Source organism: Streptomyces incanus (genome assembly GCF_042656345.1).
GTDB lineage: Bacteria > Actinomycetota > Actinomycetes > Streptomycetales > Streptomycetaceae > Streptomyces > Streptomyces incanus.
Map to the genome: position 1 here is coordinate 93384 of NZ_JBHSPC010000101.1, position 14687 is coordinate 108070.

A 14687-nucleotide genomic window follows, 5' to 3' on the forward strand; every position below is an offset into this window, starting at 1 on the left:
CGGCCATGGACAACGGCTCCGCACACGCGGCCGGTCCGGACGCGGGCCCCGCACCCGGCCCGGACCCCCGCTCCGAGCCCGTTCCGTTCGCACCCGGTTCCCTCCTCTGGGACATCGCCGGTGACGTCCGGCTCCTGCTCTCCCTGCCCGCCGCCCTGGTGCTCCAGGTCGCCCACCCGGCGGTCGGTGCGGGGGTCGACGAGCACTCCGTGTTCCGCACCGACCCCTGGGGCCGGGCCGAACGCTCACTGGACTCCCTGCAACTGTGGGTCTACGGCGGCGAACAGGCTCTCGAGGAGGGCCGCAGGCTCCGCCGACTGCACAGGACCATCAGCGGCACCGACACCCGCGGTCGCCCCTACCACGCACTCACCCCCGCCTACTACGCCTGGGTGCACGCCACCGCCTACCCGATCTTCCTGAGAGCGGCGCAGTACCTGTCCCACCCGTTCGACGAGCGGGACGAACGCCGCCTCTACGACGAACTCCTCCACCTCGGCGCCATCCTCGGCATCAAGCAGCGCGACATGCCGCGCACCCCGGAGGAGTTCTGGCCGTACTTCGACACGATGGTCCGGGAGGAACTGGAGAAGACGCCCGTCGTGGCGGAACTGCTCGACCCGCGGCGGCCGATCCGCCCGCCGGACGGCGCGGGCGCGTTGCTGCGCCGGATCTGGCCGGTGCTGCGCCCGCCCCTGGCGCGGCTGCACGTCTTCGTCACGACCGGCCTGCTCCCGCCGGCCGTCCGCGAGCACCTCGGCCTGGTGTGGACGGCACGGGACGAACGCAGACTGCGCCGACTGGGCACCGTCGTCCGCACGGTGGTCCCGCTGCTGCCCGAGCGTCTGCGCTACCTGCCCAAGGCCCGCGCCGCCCGCCGCGCCGCCCGGACGTGACCCCGGTGCCGGTACGGCGCCCCACAGGTACTCATGCCAGGTCCGCTGAAGCCCGCTTGTCCTCAACATGGAGGATGCTCAGTTCGGTGCCGTCCCGATGACGCTTGGACCGTCCGAACAGCCCGACGGCGATCTCCGACTGATCATGAGGCTCATCAGGGCCGACATAGGTGAGGACGTCGTTGTGATGCCCGGTGACGATCCATCCCTCGACGTCCTTGAGGCCGGTCACCCCGAAGTCCCCTGCCGAAGATCCGGCATGCACCGGGCCGAACTTCTTCAGGATCTCGGTGGCCTGTTCGGCGAGCTCTCCATCCGGAGCGGTCAGCACGACACAAGTCCCGTGTTCGAACAACACCCACGACTTGCGAGGGTCGGCGAGAAGCCGCTGCCAGACGTCTACCAGTACCTCGGTGTCCACGGCGTCATCATGCCGCAGAGCACCGGCACAGGGTGACGATCGACCGGCATCCATGGCGAACACACGACTCCTGAGCATGCGCGCCTACCGGTCTCACGCCCGGGCTGCCTCGCCGGTCTCCACCTGCGCGCCTCGATGATCCGGAGCAAAGACCTCATCCGGACCACCCATCGACCACGACTCGATACGCACCCTAGCGCTTGGCCAGCTCCGAGCGCTTGTACGAGTACGAGAAGTAGATCCCGCACCCGATCAGGAACCACACGACGAACCGCACCCAGGTCTGCCACTGCAGGAACGTGATCAGCCAGAGCGAGAAGACCACACCCAGCGCCGGCACGAACGGCATCCCCGGTGTACGGAAGCCGCGCGGCAGGTCCGGCTGCCGGTAGCGCAGCACGATCACCGCCGTGCACACCACCACGAACGCCAGCAGGATGCCGATGTTGGTCAGTTCGGCCGCCTCCACGATCGGCAGGAAGCCGGCGATGGCGGCCGACGCCACCCCGACGATCCACGTCACGCGCGTCGGCACGTGTCGCGTGGGGTGCGTCTTCGCGAACCACTTGGGCAGCAGCCCGTCCCGGGACATGGAGAACCACACCCGGGTCACCCCCAGCATGAACGTGAACATCACGGTGAGGATGCCGATGATCGCGCCCACCGCGATCACGTCCGCAAGCCGGCTCAGCCCCACCGACTTGAACGCGGTCGAGAAGCCGCTCTCCTTGTCGATGTCCTTGTAGTTCTGCATACCGGTCAGCACCAGACAGGCCGCCGCGTACAGGACCATCGCGATCGCCAGCGAGTAGACGATCGCCTTCGGCATGTGCCGCCGCGCGTCCCTGGACTCCTCGGCCGCCGTCGACATCGCGTCGTAGCCGAAGACCGCGAAGAACACGGTCGCCGCACCCGTGAACGCCCCGCCGATCCCGTAGGGGAAGAAGGGGTGGTAGTTGGCGGTGTTGATGTGGAAGACACCGACCAGGATCACCACCAGCACGACCAGCACCTTCAGCCCCACCACGATCGTCTCGAAGCGGGCCGCGCTGCGGATGCCGAGGTTCAGCAGCCAGGCGATGAGCAGGCACAGGATCGCCGCGAACAGGTCCACCCTGTGCCCGGCACCGGTGCCGGGCGCGCCCAGCATCCAGGCGGGCAGATGCGCGCCCATGTCCTCGACCAGGAAGCTGAAGTAGCCGGAGATGCCGATCGCGACCACCGCCACGATCGCCGTGTACTCCAGGAGCAGGTCCCAGCCGATGAACCAGCCGGCGAACTCGCCGAGCACCGCGTAGCCGTAGGTGTAGGCCGAACCCGCCTTCGGGATCAGGCCCGCGAACTCGGCGTACGACAGGGCCGCCGCCGCACTGGCCATGCCCGCGATGAGGAAGGACACCAGCACCGCGGGCCCCGCCGTGCCGTTGGCCACCGTGCCGGCGAGGGTGAAAATGCCCGCGCCGATGATGCCGCCCACACCGATCGCGGTCAGCTGCCACAGCCCCAGCGTCCGCTCCAGCCGAGGCCCCTCACCCGTTTCCGTCTCCTCGATGTATTCAATGGGTTTACGGCGGAGCATGCCCTCGCCCATCCGGAGTCCGGCCATGTGCCTCACCTCTTCGCCTACGGCAACGGCTGACGGCGGACGATGCCGGCTCAGCGCCGCCGGGTACGGAGGACCGCCACGCACGCGGCCGGACCGCGGTGGGGCGGTCGCCGGTCCGGCCCACTGGTCCAGGCCCTGCCTACGGCACCATCGTCACCATCGTCCCGCTTTCACCAGGCGGACCGCGACCGAGCCGATGAGCCGATGACCGGCCTGCTCGGAGGCGCCCACCACCACCGCGCCCGCCTTCAGCTCGTCAACGGCCCTCACCAGGCCGTGGTACGGGGCGCCGCGGAACGTGCGGAACTCCCAGCGGATCCCGGATATCCCCTTCACCCGTTCGGCTGCCTCCCGGATCCGCTGGACGAGGTGCTCGGCGATCTCGTGGGTCGTCTCGGCCACCGGCGCGCCCGGAACCGTTCCCGCCGTCAGCGACGGCGGCACGTACACCACCGCGGGCGGCACGCCCTGCCGCCGGACGGGACCGGCGGCATACGCGGCGGCCCGCGTCGAGGAGTCGGAGCCGTCCACGCCGATGACGACGACCTCGGGTTCGTCCGTGCCCCGCTCGAACCGGTGCGCCTGCCGCTCGTCCCGCTCGTGCTGTTCCTCCACGCCTGCGAGGCAAGCACCGTCGCAGTACCAGGCAGCTGACGAAAAGCGCCCTGGCCCAGAACCGTGGACAATCCAACTGTTGGCAGTGCCGGTGGCCCGTCGGTGCTGGGTGGCGGACCGTTCGACCGCGGTCACCTGCGCGCCGTGTGCACGGGCCAGGCGCACGGCGTGGTGTCCGGCGCCGGAGCCGATGTCCAGGACACGTTTCCCGGTGAGGTCACCGAGGATCTCCGTACCGGGGCCGACCCCTTTCCAAGGAGTCCACTCCAGTCGTTCGGGGACGGGCGGCATGTACCCATGATTCAGCTGTCGTTGGCCGTACGTGGTCCACGCTTCGGCGTTGAGGTCCTCGACGGTCGTGTGAACTCCCGGGAGCGGAGGGCGGGGGGAGGGGCCCGTTCAGCATGCGAAGGTGCCCCTTCAGGCGGGGTCCACGACGGTGGGCGGGGCAGGGTGGGGAACGGTGGGTGTCGGGGCGTACTGGGCGGCCTGGGCGGCGAACATCGCGGCGTACCGGCCCCGGGCGACCATCAGCTCCTCGTGACTGCCCTGTTCGGCCAGTCGGCCCTGGTGCAGGACGTAGATGCGGTCGGCGTGCCGGACCCCGGACATGCGGTGGGTGACCAGGACGACGGCCAGGTCCGGGGCGGCGAGCCGGCGGAGGCGGTCGAAGGCGGCGATCTCGGCTTCCGGGTCGAGGGCGGAAGTGGGCTCGTCCACGATCAGAACGCCGTCCGCCGCCGAGGTGGAGCTGCGCCAGTGGGTGCGGGCCAGGCCGATCTTCTGCCACTCGCCGCCGGACAGTTCACTGGCGCCGCGGAACACGCGGGCCAGCAGGCTCCGCAGGCCGTCGGGGAGTTTCGCGATGACCGGTCCGGCACCCGCGTAGTCGACGGACGGCCGAAGGTCCTCGGGGCCGGCCTCGTGGGCGGGCCGGCCGATCCGGATGTTCATCGCCGCCGTCACGGGCCAGCGCTGGAAGTCCTGGGTGAGCAGCGCGACGCGGTCGAAGAGCTGGGAGCGGTCCAGGGAAGCCACCTCGGCGTCGCCCCATCGCACGGTCCCGCCCTGCGGCAGCAACAGGCCCGACAGCAGTTTCATCAGAGTGCTCTTGCCGGAGCCGTTCTCGCCGACCACGGCGGTGACCGAGCCCATGGGCAGCGTGAGCGACACCTCGTCCAGCGCGGGCTCCGCCCGGTCCGGATAGCGGTAGGTGACCTGGTCGAGCGTGACCTGCCCCACCTGCGAGGGAACGGGATCGCCCCCGCTGGGGATGGTCCGACGCGTCGCCTCGTCCAGGAAACGGGAGTGGTCGCGGACGTAGAGGGATTCCTCGTGCAGCTGGTTCACGTTCATCACGAGCGCGCCCAGGCTCGCCGAGCCGGAGCGGACGGCGATGACCGCGGTGCCGGCGACTGCCAGGCTCATGTGCCCGCCCATGATCAGCCAGAACATGATTCCGTACGTGCCGGCCATGGCCACGCCGGACAGCGCGGCGGCCACCCACTCCGTGACGGCCTTGCCGGAGGCCAGTCGCTCCTGCTCGGCCTCGGCGCTTTCGGCCATACGCTCGTAGCGGCTGAGCAGGAACGGCCCGACGGAGTGGATGCGCACCTCCTGCGCGGCGGTGCGTTCGGTGAGCAGGTTGCCGATGAGGCGGCCGGCCCGTACGTGCTCGACCCAGCTCATCACCGACACGTACCGTTCCTGCGCCACCCGCATCGCGCCCCAGCCGCGCGGGGCCGCGATCAGGATCAGCATCGGCAGCAAGGCCGGGTGGAGGATGGTGAGCACTCCGGCCGTGGAGATCAGGGAGATGCCCCCGTTCAGCGAGGCCACGCAGGCGCCGATCATGCGGCGGGCGGACGCGGCGCCGTACTGGGCGACATCGATCAGCCGCCGGAACTCCGGATCCTCGATGGCTTCCAGCTCCACCGACGCGGCGGCGGCCAGGTACCGGGTCGTGGCGATCCGCTCGACCAGCGGCTCCAGCCGGCCGGCCCGCGCGGTGGACCATCCGGCCAGACCCGAGTTGACCACGGCCGCCCCGGCAGCGGCGAGCAGGCCGGGGAGCATCGCGTGCAGCCGCTCCACCGGCGTGCCCGAGCCGAGCAGCGCGTGCATGACGGCGTTGACCGCGAGCAGTCCTACGGCCGTGGTGATTCCCTGTCCGACCTCGCTGATCGCGACGGCGAGCAGGGCACGCCGGTTTGCCTGCCACGCCATCCGTAGGGTCGCCCCGGCCAGCCCAGGCATGGAACGGAGAGCGGACAGCATGGTCAAGTCGAGTCGGGCGTGCTCGTGTTCCGACCAGCCCATGTCGTAGCGCAGTGGACCACCGAACAACTCCCGTTCGGCATCGGAGACCTGGGGCTCGGCCATCCGCACGCGACCGAAGAGCCTCCGCACAGGACGCCTCCCGGCCTTGGCCTTCGGACCCTTCATGGACTCCGTCATCGTGTTCCTCCCGAGCCCGTGATTGAGTCCGTGTCCGAGCCCGTGTCCGAGCCCGGTGTGCCGGGATCCGGTTGTTCTCGTGTGCCGGCCGAGGTCATGGTGTCCCCCTTGACGGTCGCCGCGGTTGGCTTCCCGGGCTCAACGACCCAGCCGGGATTTCGAACACCTGTGTTTCGGTCGCGTGCGGAACCCCGGAAGCGGGGCGTGGCGGAGCGTGTGGGGTGCACCGACCCTTGTCGCACAAAGGGCCAGCCACACAGCGGCGGTGGCCGAAACGCCGAGCGTGCTTCCAGCTCGAAAGCCGCATCCGCCCTGCGGGCCCGGGGAACAGCAGGGCCCAGGTCACGCATGCCGCACGGGGGCAGACGGCTGCCCGAGAACGCCGGCCCCCTCGGGCCGAAAGGTGCCCAGCCCTGTCGTCCCCGGCTCCCGCCCGTAAGGTCTGATACGTGCCTCCACGGCTCGCCCGCGGCAGAGGTGCTGCGCGAACGGGGGAGGGCTGCCGGCGGAGGCCGAGTCCCGGCTACGACTCCTGGAGGCTCCCCGACACCAGTGGACCGTCCGCCTCGCCGCCCGTGGGAACCCCCGTACCCGGCTGTGCCGGCATGCCGTCCACCGCCCTGTTTCCTGTACCGAGGGCGAACCGGCGAAGGCACGGCCGGGTCACGCCCGTACGCCCGTACAACGCACCGTCAGTACCTGGACGGTCGCCCTGTGTCCTGTCCGAAGTGCCCCATGCGATGGGACGACCCGGTCACCCTCGGTGAGGTGGATCAGGAAATCGTCACCGCTCCCGGTGAACCGACCGTCGGCGCAGCCCCCTTCCGCACCATGTTTCCCCCACCCCTGCGCACGGCGCGCACACCGCGCGTCTTCGCCGACATGTCCGCGCGGCGGACCGCGCGGTTCTCCGCGGCGGGCGAGGACCGGCCGTACGCCACTCCCGCCGCCGATGGAGTGGGCGGCCCTCCGTAACGCCAGTGAGCTGGACGGGGGCCGGCGCGGCGAGTGCACGGCGGCGTACCCGGTCGCCGGCCGCGCCGGGGGAACCGGCGGTCAGGGGCGCGTTCGAAGAGGCGTCCGCAAGGCGAGGAGGGCGACGTCGTCGTCGTTGGCGACGGGGCGGACCCGGCGCAGCAGATGGTCGGTGAAGGCGGCCAGAGGGCGGTGGGCGAGGGCGGCGGCGTGTTGGCGCAGCCGGTGCAGACCCTCGTCGAGGGTGTGGCCGGGTTCTTCGATCAGCCCGTCGGTGTACAACAAAAGGGTGGATCCGGGCGGCAGCAGGGCGACGGCGTCGGTACGGGGCCCACGGGCCCCGGTGCCCAGAAGAATGCCGTGGCCGTCCGTGAGGTAGCCGGCCAGGCCGTCGTGGCTGATCAGCAGGGGTGGCGGGTGGCCGGCGTTGGTCCAGGACAGTCTCCAATGGCCGTCCTCCGCCTCTTCGAGCCGGGCGAAGATCACGGTGGCCATGGTGACGTCGGTGATGTGCAGGAGCGCCTCGTCCAGCCGGCCGATGATCCTGCTGGGGGGCTCCCGCAGGGCCCAGGCGTAAGCGCGGAGCATGTTGCGCAGCTGCGCCATGCCGGCCGCGGCCTCCAGATCGTGACCCACGACGTCTCCCACGGCCAGCGCGGTGGCGCCGTCGGACAAGGAGAAGGCGTCGTACCAGTCGCCGCCGATCTGTGAGGCGTCGGGTGCGGGCAGGTAGCGCACCGTCATCTGCAACCCGGGCACGCGCGGCATCTGGGGCAGCAGGTGGTTCTGCATGGTCTCCGCGACCTTGCGCTGGCGCTCATAGAGACTCGCGTTGTCCAGGGCGAGGCCGGCGCGGCGGGCGATGTCCTCGATCAGGGGGAGATCGGCGGTGGTGAAGTCCACCGCTTTCTTGGTGCGGCCCAGGGTGAGGGCGCCCAGTACTTCGCGCGTGCTGCGGATGGGGGCGATGGCCGCGGAGCGGATGCCGGTGGCGTCGAACAGGTGGCGCTGTTCGAGCGCGAGGCCGGAATCCGGTACCCCCTGGTAGGTCTGCGGGCCGGCCAGGGCGGAAGCGACCCCGCGCAGGGCCCTGGACAAGGGCATCGGGGAATCCTCCGGGACCGGTGGCATCGGTCCCTGCAGCTCCTCGTGGCGCACCAGGGCGTCACCGTCCGCGTGGGTGACGAGGGTGCGCCACACCTCGTCGCGCTCGGTGATCAAATCGATGATGGCCCAGTCCGCCAGCCGGGGCACCACCAGGGTCACCAGCCGGCGCAGCGCCTCCTCGACATCGAGGGTGGAGGTCAGCTGAGTGGTGGTCTCGGCCAGGAGCGCGAGCCGTTCGAGTTCCGGCAGTGGCCTGGTCGTCGGCTCCGGCCGAGGGTCGATTTCCAGCGGGTGCCGGGCGTGGAAGAGAACGAGCGTGCCGAGTTCGTGGTCACCGATGTCGTAGGGGGTGACCAGCCAGGAGATGGGCAGCAGGGAGCCGTCCCCGCGTGCGAAGTGGTCCTCCTCGACCTGGGCGGTGCGCCCGGCGTGGAAAGCCTGGCGCACGCTGCATTGAGCCCTTGACAAGGGCTGGCCGTGGGCGTCCCGGTGCAACAGGTCGTGCGCGTCGCGACCGAGGAGTTCCTCGGCGGGCCGGGCCAGCAGCTGTTCGGCGTGGGCGTTGACCGCGATGACGCGGCCCTGCTCGTCCACGATGTACGCTCCGGTCCCGATGGCCTCCAGCGCCCTGGTGAGCGTGGCAGCGGGTTCGGCCGGGGACGGTTTCCCGAGGGCCCGCGCATGTTCCCCTGCCATACCCTCATCTCCTTCGCTGACTGGCGGAACGTCCGCACAGCGATTTTTCCTTCCCCGGGCGCCCCGGCGCCGGTGAATCCAGCCTCGCCCTCGAACAACACCATGATCGGGCCGAAGAGTGCTACGAGTTCACCCACATCCGGCGTAGCGCGGATGTCGACGGGCTCGCCACCCCGGCCAAGGGCATCAAGGCGGCCGAGGCCCTGGCGCCCACCCGTCCGCACCCCGGAGTGGAGTCCGCGACGGCGAAACATCGCCCTTGGGCCCGTCGAGGCCCTCAGGGACCGCACCAAGGACGCCGTACGCGAGGCGATGGGGGGCGACAGCTGACGGTCCGCGTGCCTGGTCGGTTGCGAGCGGTCAGCAGGACGGTCGCAACTCGATCGACCGGTTCGGTTCGCGGCCGTGTGGGGGGTACCCGGTCGTCGTAGACCCCTGAACCAGGAGGCGATCATGACCGATCGGACCCACACCACCATGGAGTCGCACCCGGACATCGCGGAGATGCGTGAGCGTCACGCCCAGGCCGAGCGGGCCGTGACGACCCAGCGGGGGCAGGCCGTCGAGGCACTGGCTCTCGTCACCGGCCTGTATCTGGCCGCGTCTCCCTGGATCGCGGGCTTCAACGGCTTCACCACCCTGGCAGTGAACAATCTCATCACCGGCATCGCCTACGCCCTGCTGCTGAGCGGATTCGGCCAGGCTTACGAGCGCACTCACGCCCGCGCGTGGGCTGCCGCCATGCTCGGCGTCTGGACCATCATCGCGCCGTGGGTGGTGGCCGGAAGCGTGGCCACCACGCGCACGGTGGTCAGCAACGTCATCGTCGGCGGCATCGCCCTGCTGCTCGCGCTGGCGGCCGGCATGGCGGTGGGCGGCACCGACCGGGGCGGCACCGCCCGGGGCGGCCGCGGCCGCTCCGCCCGGATGGCTCGCTGACGAGTGCTGCTCGACCGGATGGCGGCCGGGGAGCCGGGCACCTCCCACCCGGCGCCCCACACCGTACCCCTGGACGAGGCGCCACGGTCCCAGGAGATGTTCCAAGGAGAAGGAGGACGGCTGCGTGCGCGCCGTCATCCGGCCGACGGACTGAGCCAAGAGGGCGCCGGGACCCGCCCGCGTTTGTCATGTGCGCAGGCGGGGGACTCGGCGCCCATGACTGCAACGCCACGTCGCCGCCGGATGCAGCAGAGCCGAGTGCTGTGGCTGCTGGACCGTCTGGAACGGGCGCCCTGGGCCGACCCGGTGATCGACGCTCTACGGGCGGGGGTACGGTCCCTGCCGCTGGGGCGCGGCCGGGACGTGCTGCACGGCAGGTGGCTGGGGCACCCGGCCCATCCGCTGATGGTGCAGGTACCGATCGGGAGTTGGCTGTCCGCGGCCGTGCTGGACACACGGTCCGATCGCTCCCGCGAGGCGGGACTGCTCGTCGGTGTCGGCCTGGCCGCGGCCGCGCCCTCCGCGCTGGCGGGCGCCGTCGACTGGGCGGAGCTGCACCGCGAGCAGGCGCGTGTGGGGCTGGTGCACGCCATGGCGAACTGGGCGGCCGTGGGCTTGTACGCGACCTCGCTCACCTGTCGCCTCAAGGGGCGTACGGGGCCGGCCGGGCGTACGGCTTCCTGGGGCTGACGGCGGTGGGGCTCGGCGGCATGCTGGGCGGCCACCTGGCCTACCGCCAGGCGTCCGGCGCCAACCACGCGGAAGAGGTGCCGCACGTCGTCCGGGAGGGTTGGCACCGGATCGGTGCCGTGGCCGAGTTTCCGGCCGGGCGGCCCGTGCGGCGCGTCGTGGACGATGTGCCGGTCCTGGTGGTCCGTGAAACCGGCGGGGTGATCCACGCACTGGCCGAGCGGTGCAGCCATCTCGCCGGTCCGCTGTCCGAGGGCACGGTCGCCGACGGATGTGTCCGGTGCCCGTGGCACGGCAGTGTCTTCCGGCTCTCGGACGGCTGGAACGTCCGCGGTCCGGCCACCGCACCGCAGCCCGCCTTCGACACCCGGATCCTCGACGGGCATGTCGAGGTGCGTCTGCGCCGAACCGGCCGGGAAGCGGACGGCGAGTGAGCCGTCCCCGCGGGGGGCCGGCCGGGTGCCCCTGGCCGGATGTCCTCACTCCGGACCGAGCTCCACCGTCGTCGTCACCCGAGTGACGGTGGGCTTTTGTGGAACCGAACCGAACCCGAAGCGAACGGGCGGTTCGACCCGTGCCATGGCGCCGAGGTCCTCGCCCTCGAAGACCGCCGACAGCGCGGCGATCGGCCGCAGGTCACGAGCGCCGTACCACTCGCGGCGGCCCCCGCCGGCACTGCCACGGGTCCGCACACCGGGCAGCAGCACACGGGCCGGCCGGTCCAGCAGCGCGATCCACGCCGGGCGGCGGGCGAGCGCGCCTGGAACGGCAGCCAGCAGGAACCCGAGGAGTCCTCGCCGACCGGTGGAGAAGCGCAGGTCGAATGACCCAGCCGCAACGGTCCAGGTACTGGCTGCGACGCTTACGTCGACCGGTAGGACGCGTACGGTGTCGAAGGTGTAGGTGCCGCTGACAAAGTTCGCCGTCTCCTGCGTGGGGGCCAGCAGCAGCCTGTCCCCATCGGCCCGTTCGAGCATCACATCGCTGAAGGGTCCGAACGGCGACCGCAGCCAGTGTCCGAGCACGATGCGCGTCCCGGAAGAGGTTCCCATGCCCGCGATCCAGCCGTCGAAGCGCAGCCGGGTCACGAAAGGCTCGGCTTTGGGGCACAGGGCCTGGAGGGCCCCAGCCGTACGTGCCCGACCCCTTCCGAGAAGTGCGCCAGGGGCTCGCGGAGGGGGGCGGGAAGGCCGGCCGCCGTGGTCGGCGTCTCCTCCAGCACGTCGACGGCGGCTGTGGCCGGCGGCCATGGTGCATGCTCGACGGGCGTCTCCCGGAGCATGCCGAGCCGACGTGTGTACGCCCGCCGGCGCGAGGTCAGCCATACGTCCTGTTCCGCCGGCTCGACCGGTTCGCCGGGGCGGACGACCAGGCGGTGGGAGGGGCTTGTGAGGAGGAACGGAGGGTGCTGATACAAGGCCTGCGCAACGAGAGCGCACCGCTGGATGCTCCTGGAGCGGCATGAAGCCCGGCACCGTCCAAGCGGGAGTGCCGGCTTTCCCTCTGTGCTCACTGGTCATCCACCGCTCATCCACCGCGCCGACTCCGGGCGGCGGCCGCCCTGGCGGGCAGGGGCGCGAGCGCCCGTCGGTTCGTCCGCACGCCGGGACTCGCCGGAGCCCCCACCGACCTGCCGAGACGGCGGGAGTGCAACGGGTGGGCGAGGCCGCCGACTTACAGGATGCCCTTTTCCGCGGACGGCGAGGGGTCTTCGGCTCGTCCACGAGCCGCGCACGCGGTACGCATGGTCCGGCGGGCCGTCCTCTGCGAGGCCTTTTGCGGGCTCATGGGTTCGCACCGGACGCCGAGTACCCGTTCGCCCCGCCTCGCACGCCGCGGCTTTGCCCCATCGGTTCCGGCGCCGCGGCGGCTGTGGTCATTCCCGACGTGCGTGAACCGTTTTCCCGGCCGTCGGCCCCGCCGGGCCGTCGAACAGCCCCCGGCGGATGGCGCGACGCTGCGCGGCGGTGGTCGCACCCCAGATGCCGGCGTCCTCCCCTTGCTCGACGGCCCACCGGCGGCAGGCGAGCAGGACGCGGCAGCCGCGGCAGACCGCCCGCGCGCGAGCAACCTGGGGCTCGCTGTCCTGCTCGGTCAGAGGGAAGAACAGCTCGGGGTCCTCGCCCACGCACGCGGCATCGCGGATCCATCCGCGTGCGGCGGGGAACAGGTCAGCGCTGAAGCGAGAAGGCCGACAGTTGTCCGGCACGGCACACCTCCGCCAGACGCCGGCTGAGCCGGCAGGTGGCTGCGGCACGGGTGTGCCGCAGGCCCGGCAGGGGTCGTGCTTCCCACTGTAAGCCCGGTGTGCCGGGCATACCGGCGAGGTTTCGGCACGGCCACGCCCGGGACGGGCGTGAGCGGGCGCCGCGCACCACGTTCGCATCGGACAGCGGGTTCCGGGGGCGCCCGGACACGACGCCGGCGGCGCGTCGGAAGGAGACAGCAGGTGACGGGAGCCCGCCCGGGAAGGACCTGCGACCCCGCTCCGCCTCGCGCCGGTCGCTCCTGCCCCTGCTTCTCGTGGTCTGCTACGCGGTTGCCGCCCTGGGTGGTGTCGCGGCCGCGGACTCAGGCAGCACGTACCGCTCACTCGAGGGTCCCGCGTGGGCCCCGCCCTCCCGGCGGTCCGGTCCGGACGGTGCCGTACGCCACCACCGCCGTCTCCGCCTGGCTCGTACCGCGCCGCCGGTCACTGGCGAAGGCCGAGGCGGAGGTCCTTTTCCGGGGCGCGCAGCTCGCCTTCGACCTGACCTGGACGCCGCTGTTCTTCGCGGTCGGCCGGTACGGCCTCGCGTTCCCCGACATCTGCCCGCTCCTGGCCGCTCCCGGCACCACGATGCTGCTTTTCCGGCGCGAGAGCCCGGCCGCCTCGCTCCCTACGCGCTGTGGACGTGGTGCCATCGACGGTCGGCGCCCGGGCACCGTACGGTCGGCGAGGGCCACACCGGGCCGGCCGGGCGCACGACCCCGGCCACAGGGAAGGAGGGCGGAGAACGCCGATGGAGGACAAGGACCCCTGGATCAGACCACTGCGCGGTGCCACGCCACCTCGCGCGCGCGTGCTCTTCTTTCCGCACGCCGGTGGCGCCGCATCGTTCTACGCGCCGTTCGCCCGGCGGTTCCCCGAGGGGTACGACGTCGCGGCCGTTCAGTACCCGGGGCGGCAGGAGCGCTTCGGTGAACCGTTCGTGGCGACCGTCGAAGGACTCGCCGACCGGCTGGTGCCGTCCCTGCGGCGATGGGCGGCGGAGCCCGTGCCGCTCGTGCTCGTCGGCCACAGCATGGGGGCGTCCGTCGCCTTCGAGTCGGTACTCCGGCTCGGGCGCGACCGGTTGACGGCGCACTGCCGTCTCGTCGTCTCCGGCCGGACCGCCCCGTCGGCACAGCGCGAATTGCCCGCTTTCGACTCCGACCAGGAGATCCTCGACCACCTTGCCGGTCTCGGCGGCACCGACCCGGCGATCGTCCGCAGTCCGGAACTCATGGACCTGTTCCTGCCCGTCCTACGCAATGACTACCGGGCGGTCACCCGGTACCGGCCGGTTCCCGACGCGGTGGTGGACACGCCCGTCCTCTGCCTGACCGGGGACCGGGACCCACAGGTCGCGCCGGAGGAGGCCGCGGCCTGGAAGAGTCACACCACGGCCGGTTTCCGGCTGGAAATCCTCCCCGGGGAGCACTTCTTCCTGACGGACCGTCCGGACACCGTCGTGCGGCTCGTCGCCGAGTGCGCCGACGCCGGCGGACGATGACGGGCGGCGCGTTCACGGCTCGCGGGGGCTCGTGGTAGCGCCACGACCTTGTTGGTGTGCGCCCGTGCGCGCGTGGTGACCGTGAGCGCCGGTGACTCCCTCCATGCGCCGGGTCGTTCCCCCGCGCCGGGTGCCCGCCGAAGTGCCTGGGACGGGGCGGCGTTCAGGCGTGCCGTTGCCGAATCTGGCCGAAACCCACGGGGCGAGAGCCCCTGCGTCCGAGACGGACGATGCAGGTGGTGGCGGTTGTGGCCCAGTTGTCGAAATAAAGTCAATTCTGCTGCGGGGCAAGGGGTTTGATTCTGGAACGGCGGGACACACGCCCCTGACGGTGGGTTGCTGACAGGCCGTCTCCCCTCCGATTTCGGGGGGTTGCCATCCTGTGACCCAACGTGAAAACTGTGAGCGCATTCGGCCCGGATGGATCGTGCCGAAGTGCCTTTTCGGCACGTAAAGCGCCACATCATGGGACAGGAGAGTCCTGCGCGGAGCCACTGCGCGGGAAAGCCGCTGGGGGGATGCAGGAATGT

The 14687-nt window shown here is 71.4% G+C and carries 11 protein-coding genes and 3 pseudogenes; 6 read left to right on the forward strand and 8 right to left on the reverse strand.

What is annotated here, in order from left to right; genetic code table 11:
* Nucleotides 1–5 precede the first annotated feature (5 nt).
* On the forward strand, nt 6–896 hold the full coding sequence (locus tag ACFP2V_RS30030) for an oxygenase MpaB family protein (RefSeq protein WP_381218440.1): 891 nt from the start codon (nt 6–8) through the stop codon (nt 894–896).
* Between the two features lie 31 nt (nt 897–927).
* Here ACFP2V_RS30030 and ACFP2V_RS30035 read toward each other — a convergent pair whose 3' ends face one another.
* From ACFP2V_RS30035 to ACFP2V_RS30050, 4 genes are all read right to left on the reverse strand, one after another.
* On the reverse strand, nt 928–1371 hold the full coding sequence (locus ACFP2V_RS30035) for a hypothetical protein (protein WP_381218473.1): 444 nt from the start codon (nt 1369–1371) through the stop codon (nt 928–930).
* 139 nt (nt 1372–1510) lie between these two features.
* Nucleotides 1511–2923 (reverse strand): amino acid permease, encoded by a 1413-nt coding sequence (locus ACFP2V_RS30040; RefSeq protein WP_381218441.1) that lies wholly within the window; start codon nt 2921–2923, stop codon nt 1511–1513.
* Nucleotides 2924–3076: 153 nt separating this feature from the next.
* Nucleotides 3077–3538, reverse strand: coding sequence for a universal stress protein (locus tag ACFP2V_RS30045; RefSeq protein WP_381218442.1), 462 nt, complete (start codon nt 3536–3538; stop codon nt 3077–3079).
* 420 nt (nt 3539–3958) lie between these two features.
* Nucleotides 3959–5995, reverse strand: a complete 2037-nt coding sequence (locus ACFP2V_RS30050; RefSeq protein ID WP_381218443.1) for an ATP-binding cassette domain-containing protein — start codon at nt 5993–5995, stop codon at nt 3959–3961.
* Between the two features lie 735 nt (nt 5996–6730).
* Between ACFP2V_RS30050 and ACFP2V_RS30055 the strand changes: the two genes are divergently transcribed.
* Nucleotides 6731–6970 (forward strand): hypothetical protein, encoded by a 240-nt coding sequence (locus tag ACFP2V_RS30055; protein WP_381218444.1) that lies wholly within the window; start codon nt 6731–6733, stop codon nt 6968–6970.
* An 81-nt stretch (nt 6971–7051) separates the two neighbouring features.
* On the opposite strand, the gene ACFP2V_RS30060 is transcribed toward ACFP2V_RS30055, so the two are convergent.
* Nucleotides 7052–8773, reverse strand: coding sequence for a SpoIIE family protein phosphatase (locus tag ACFP2V_RS30060; RefSeq protein WP_381218445.1), 1722 nt, complete (start codon nt 8771–8773; stop codon nt 7052–7054).
* A 453-nt stretch (nt 8774–9226) separates the two neighbouring features.
* On the opposite strand from ACFP2V_RS30060, the gene ACFP2V_RS30065 reads away from it, so the two are divergent.
* Together ACFP2V_RS30065 and ACFP2V_RS30070 are read left to right on the forward strand one after the other, a co-directional pair.
* On the forward strand, nt 9227–9712 hold the full coding sequence (locus tag ACFP2V_RS30065) for an SPW repeat protein (RefSeq protein WP_381218446.1): 486 nt from the start codon (nt 9227–9229) through the stop codon (nt 9710–9712).
* 243 nt (nt 9713–9955) lie between these two features.
* Nucleotides 9956–10836: pseudogene (locus ACFP2V_RS30070) on the forward strand (Rieske (2Fe-2S) protein).
* Between the two features lie 45 nt (nt 10837–10881).
* Here the strand turns inward: ACFP2V_RS30070 and ACFP2V_RS30075 are convergent.
* The 3 genes and pseudogenes from ACFP2V_RS30075 to ACFP2V_RS30085 form a co-directional block, all read right to left on the reverse strand.
* The gene (locus ACFP2V_RS30075; RefSeq protein ID WP_381218447.1) at nt 10882–11454 is read right to left on the reverse strand and encodes a hypothetical protein; all 573 of its coding nucleotides are present in this window, start codon (nt 11452–11454) and stop codon (nt 10882–10884) included.
* 32 nt (nt 11455–11486) lie between these two features.
* Nucleotides 11487–11783: pseudogene (locus ACFP2V_RS30080) on the reverse strand (DUF2071 domain-containing protein); the annotation flags it as partial.
* A gap of 495 nt (nt 11784–12278) precedes the next feature.
* Nucleotides 12279–12611, reverse strand: coding sequence for a WhiB family transcriptional regulator (locus ACFP2V_RS30085; protein ID WP_381218448.1), 333 nt, complete (start codon nt 12609–12611; stop codon nt 12279–12281).
* 432 nt (nt 12612–13043) lie between these two features.
* Here ACFP2V_RS30085 and ACFP2V_RS30090 point away from each other — a divergent pair.
* Together ACFP2V_RS30090 and ACFP2V_RS30095 are read left to right on the forward strand one after the other, a co-directional pair.
* Nucleotides 13044–13217: pseudogene (locus ACFP2V_RS30090) on the forward strand (tryptophan-rich sensory protein); the annotation flags it as partial.
* Between the two features lie 187 nt (nt 13218–13404).
* On the forward strand, nt 13405–14157 hold the full coding sequence (locus ACFP2V_RS30095; protein WP_381218449.1) for a thioesterase II family protein: 753 nt from the start codon (nt 13405–13407) through the stop codon (nt 14155–14157).
* The last annotated feature ends 530 nt before the right edge of the window (nt 14158–14687 follow it).

Coding starts and splice junctions, on each gene's coding strand:
- ACFP2V_RS30030 (WP_381218440.1), top strand. CDS start 6: ATGGACAACGGCTCCGCACACGCGGCCGGTCCGGACGCGGGCCCCGCA.
- ACFP2V_RS30035 (WP_381218473.1), bottom strand. CDS start 1,371: ATGGATGCCGGTCGATCGTCACCCTGTGCCGGTGCTCTGCGGCATGAT.
- ACFP2V_RS30040 (WP_381218441.1), bottom strand. CDS start 2,923: ATGGCCGGACTCCGGATGGGCGAGGGCATGCTCCGCCGTAAACCCATT.
- ACFP2V_RS30050 (WP_381218443.1), bottom strand. CDS start 5,995: ATGACGGAGTCCATGAAGGGTCCGAAGGCCAAGGCCGGGAGGCGTCCT.
- ACFP2V_RS30055 (WP_381218444.1), top strand. CDS start 6,731: ATGCGATGGGACGACCCGGTCACCCTCGGTGAGGTGGATCAGGAAATC.
- ACFP2V_RS30060 (WP_381218445.1), bottom strand. CDS start 8,773: ATGGCAGGGGAACATGCGCGGGCCCTCGGGAAACCGTCCCCGGCCGAA.
- ACFP2V_RS30065 (WP_381218446.1), top strand. CDS start 9,227: ATGACCGATCGGACCCACACCACCATGGAGTCGCACCCGGACATCGCG.
- ACFP2V_RS30075 (WP_381218447.1), bottom strand. CDS start 11,454: ATGGGAACCTCTTCCGGGACGCGCATCGTGCTCGGACACTGGCTGCGG.
- ACFP2V_RS30095 (WP_381218449.1), top strand. CDS start 13,405: ATGGAGGACAAGGACCCCTGGATCAGACCACTGCGCGGTGCCACGCCA.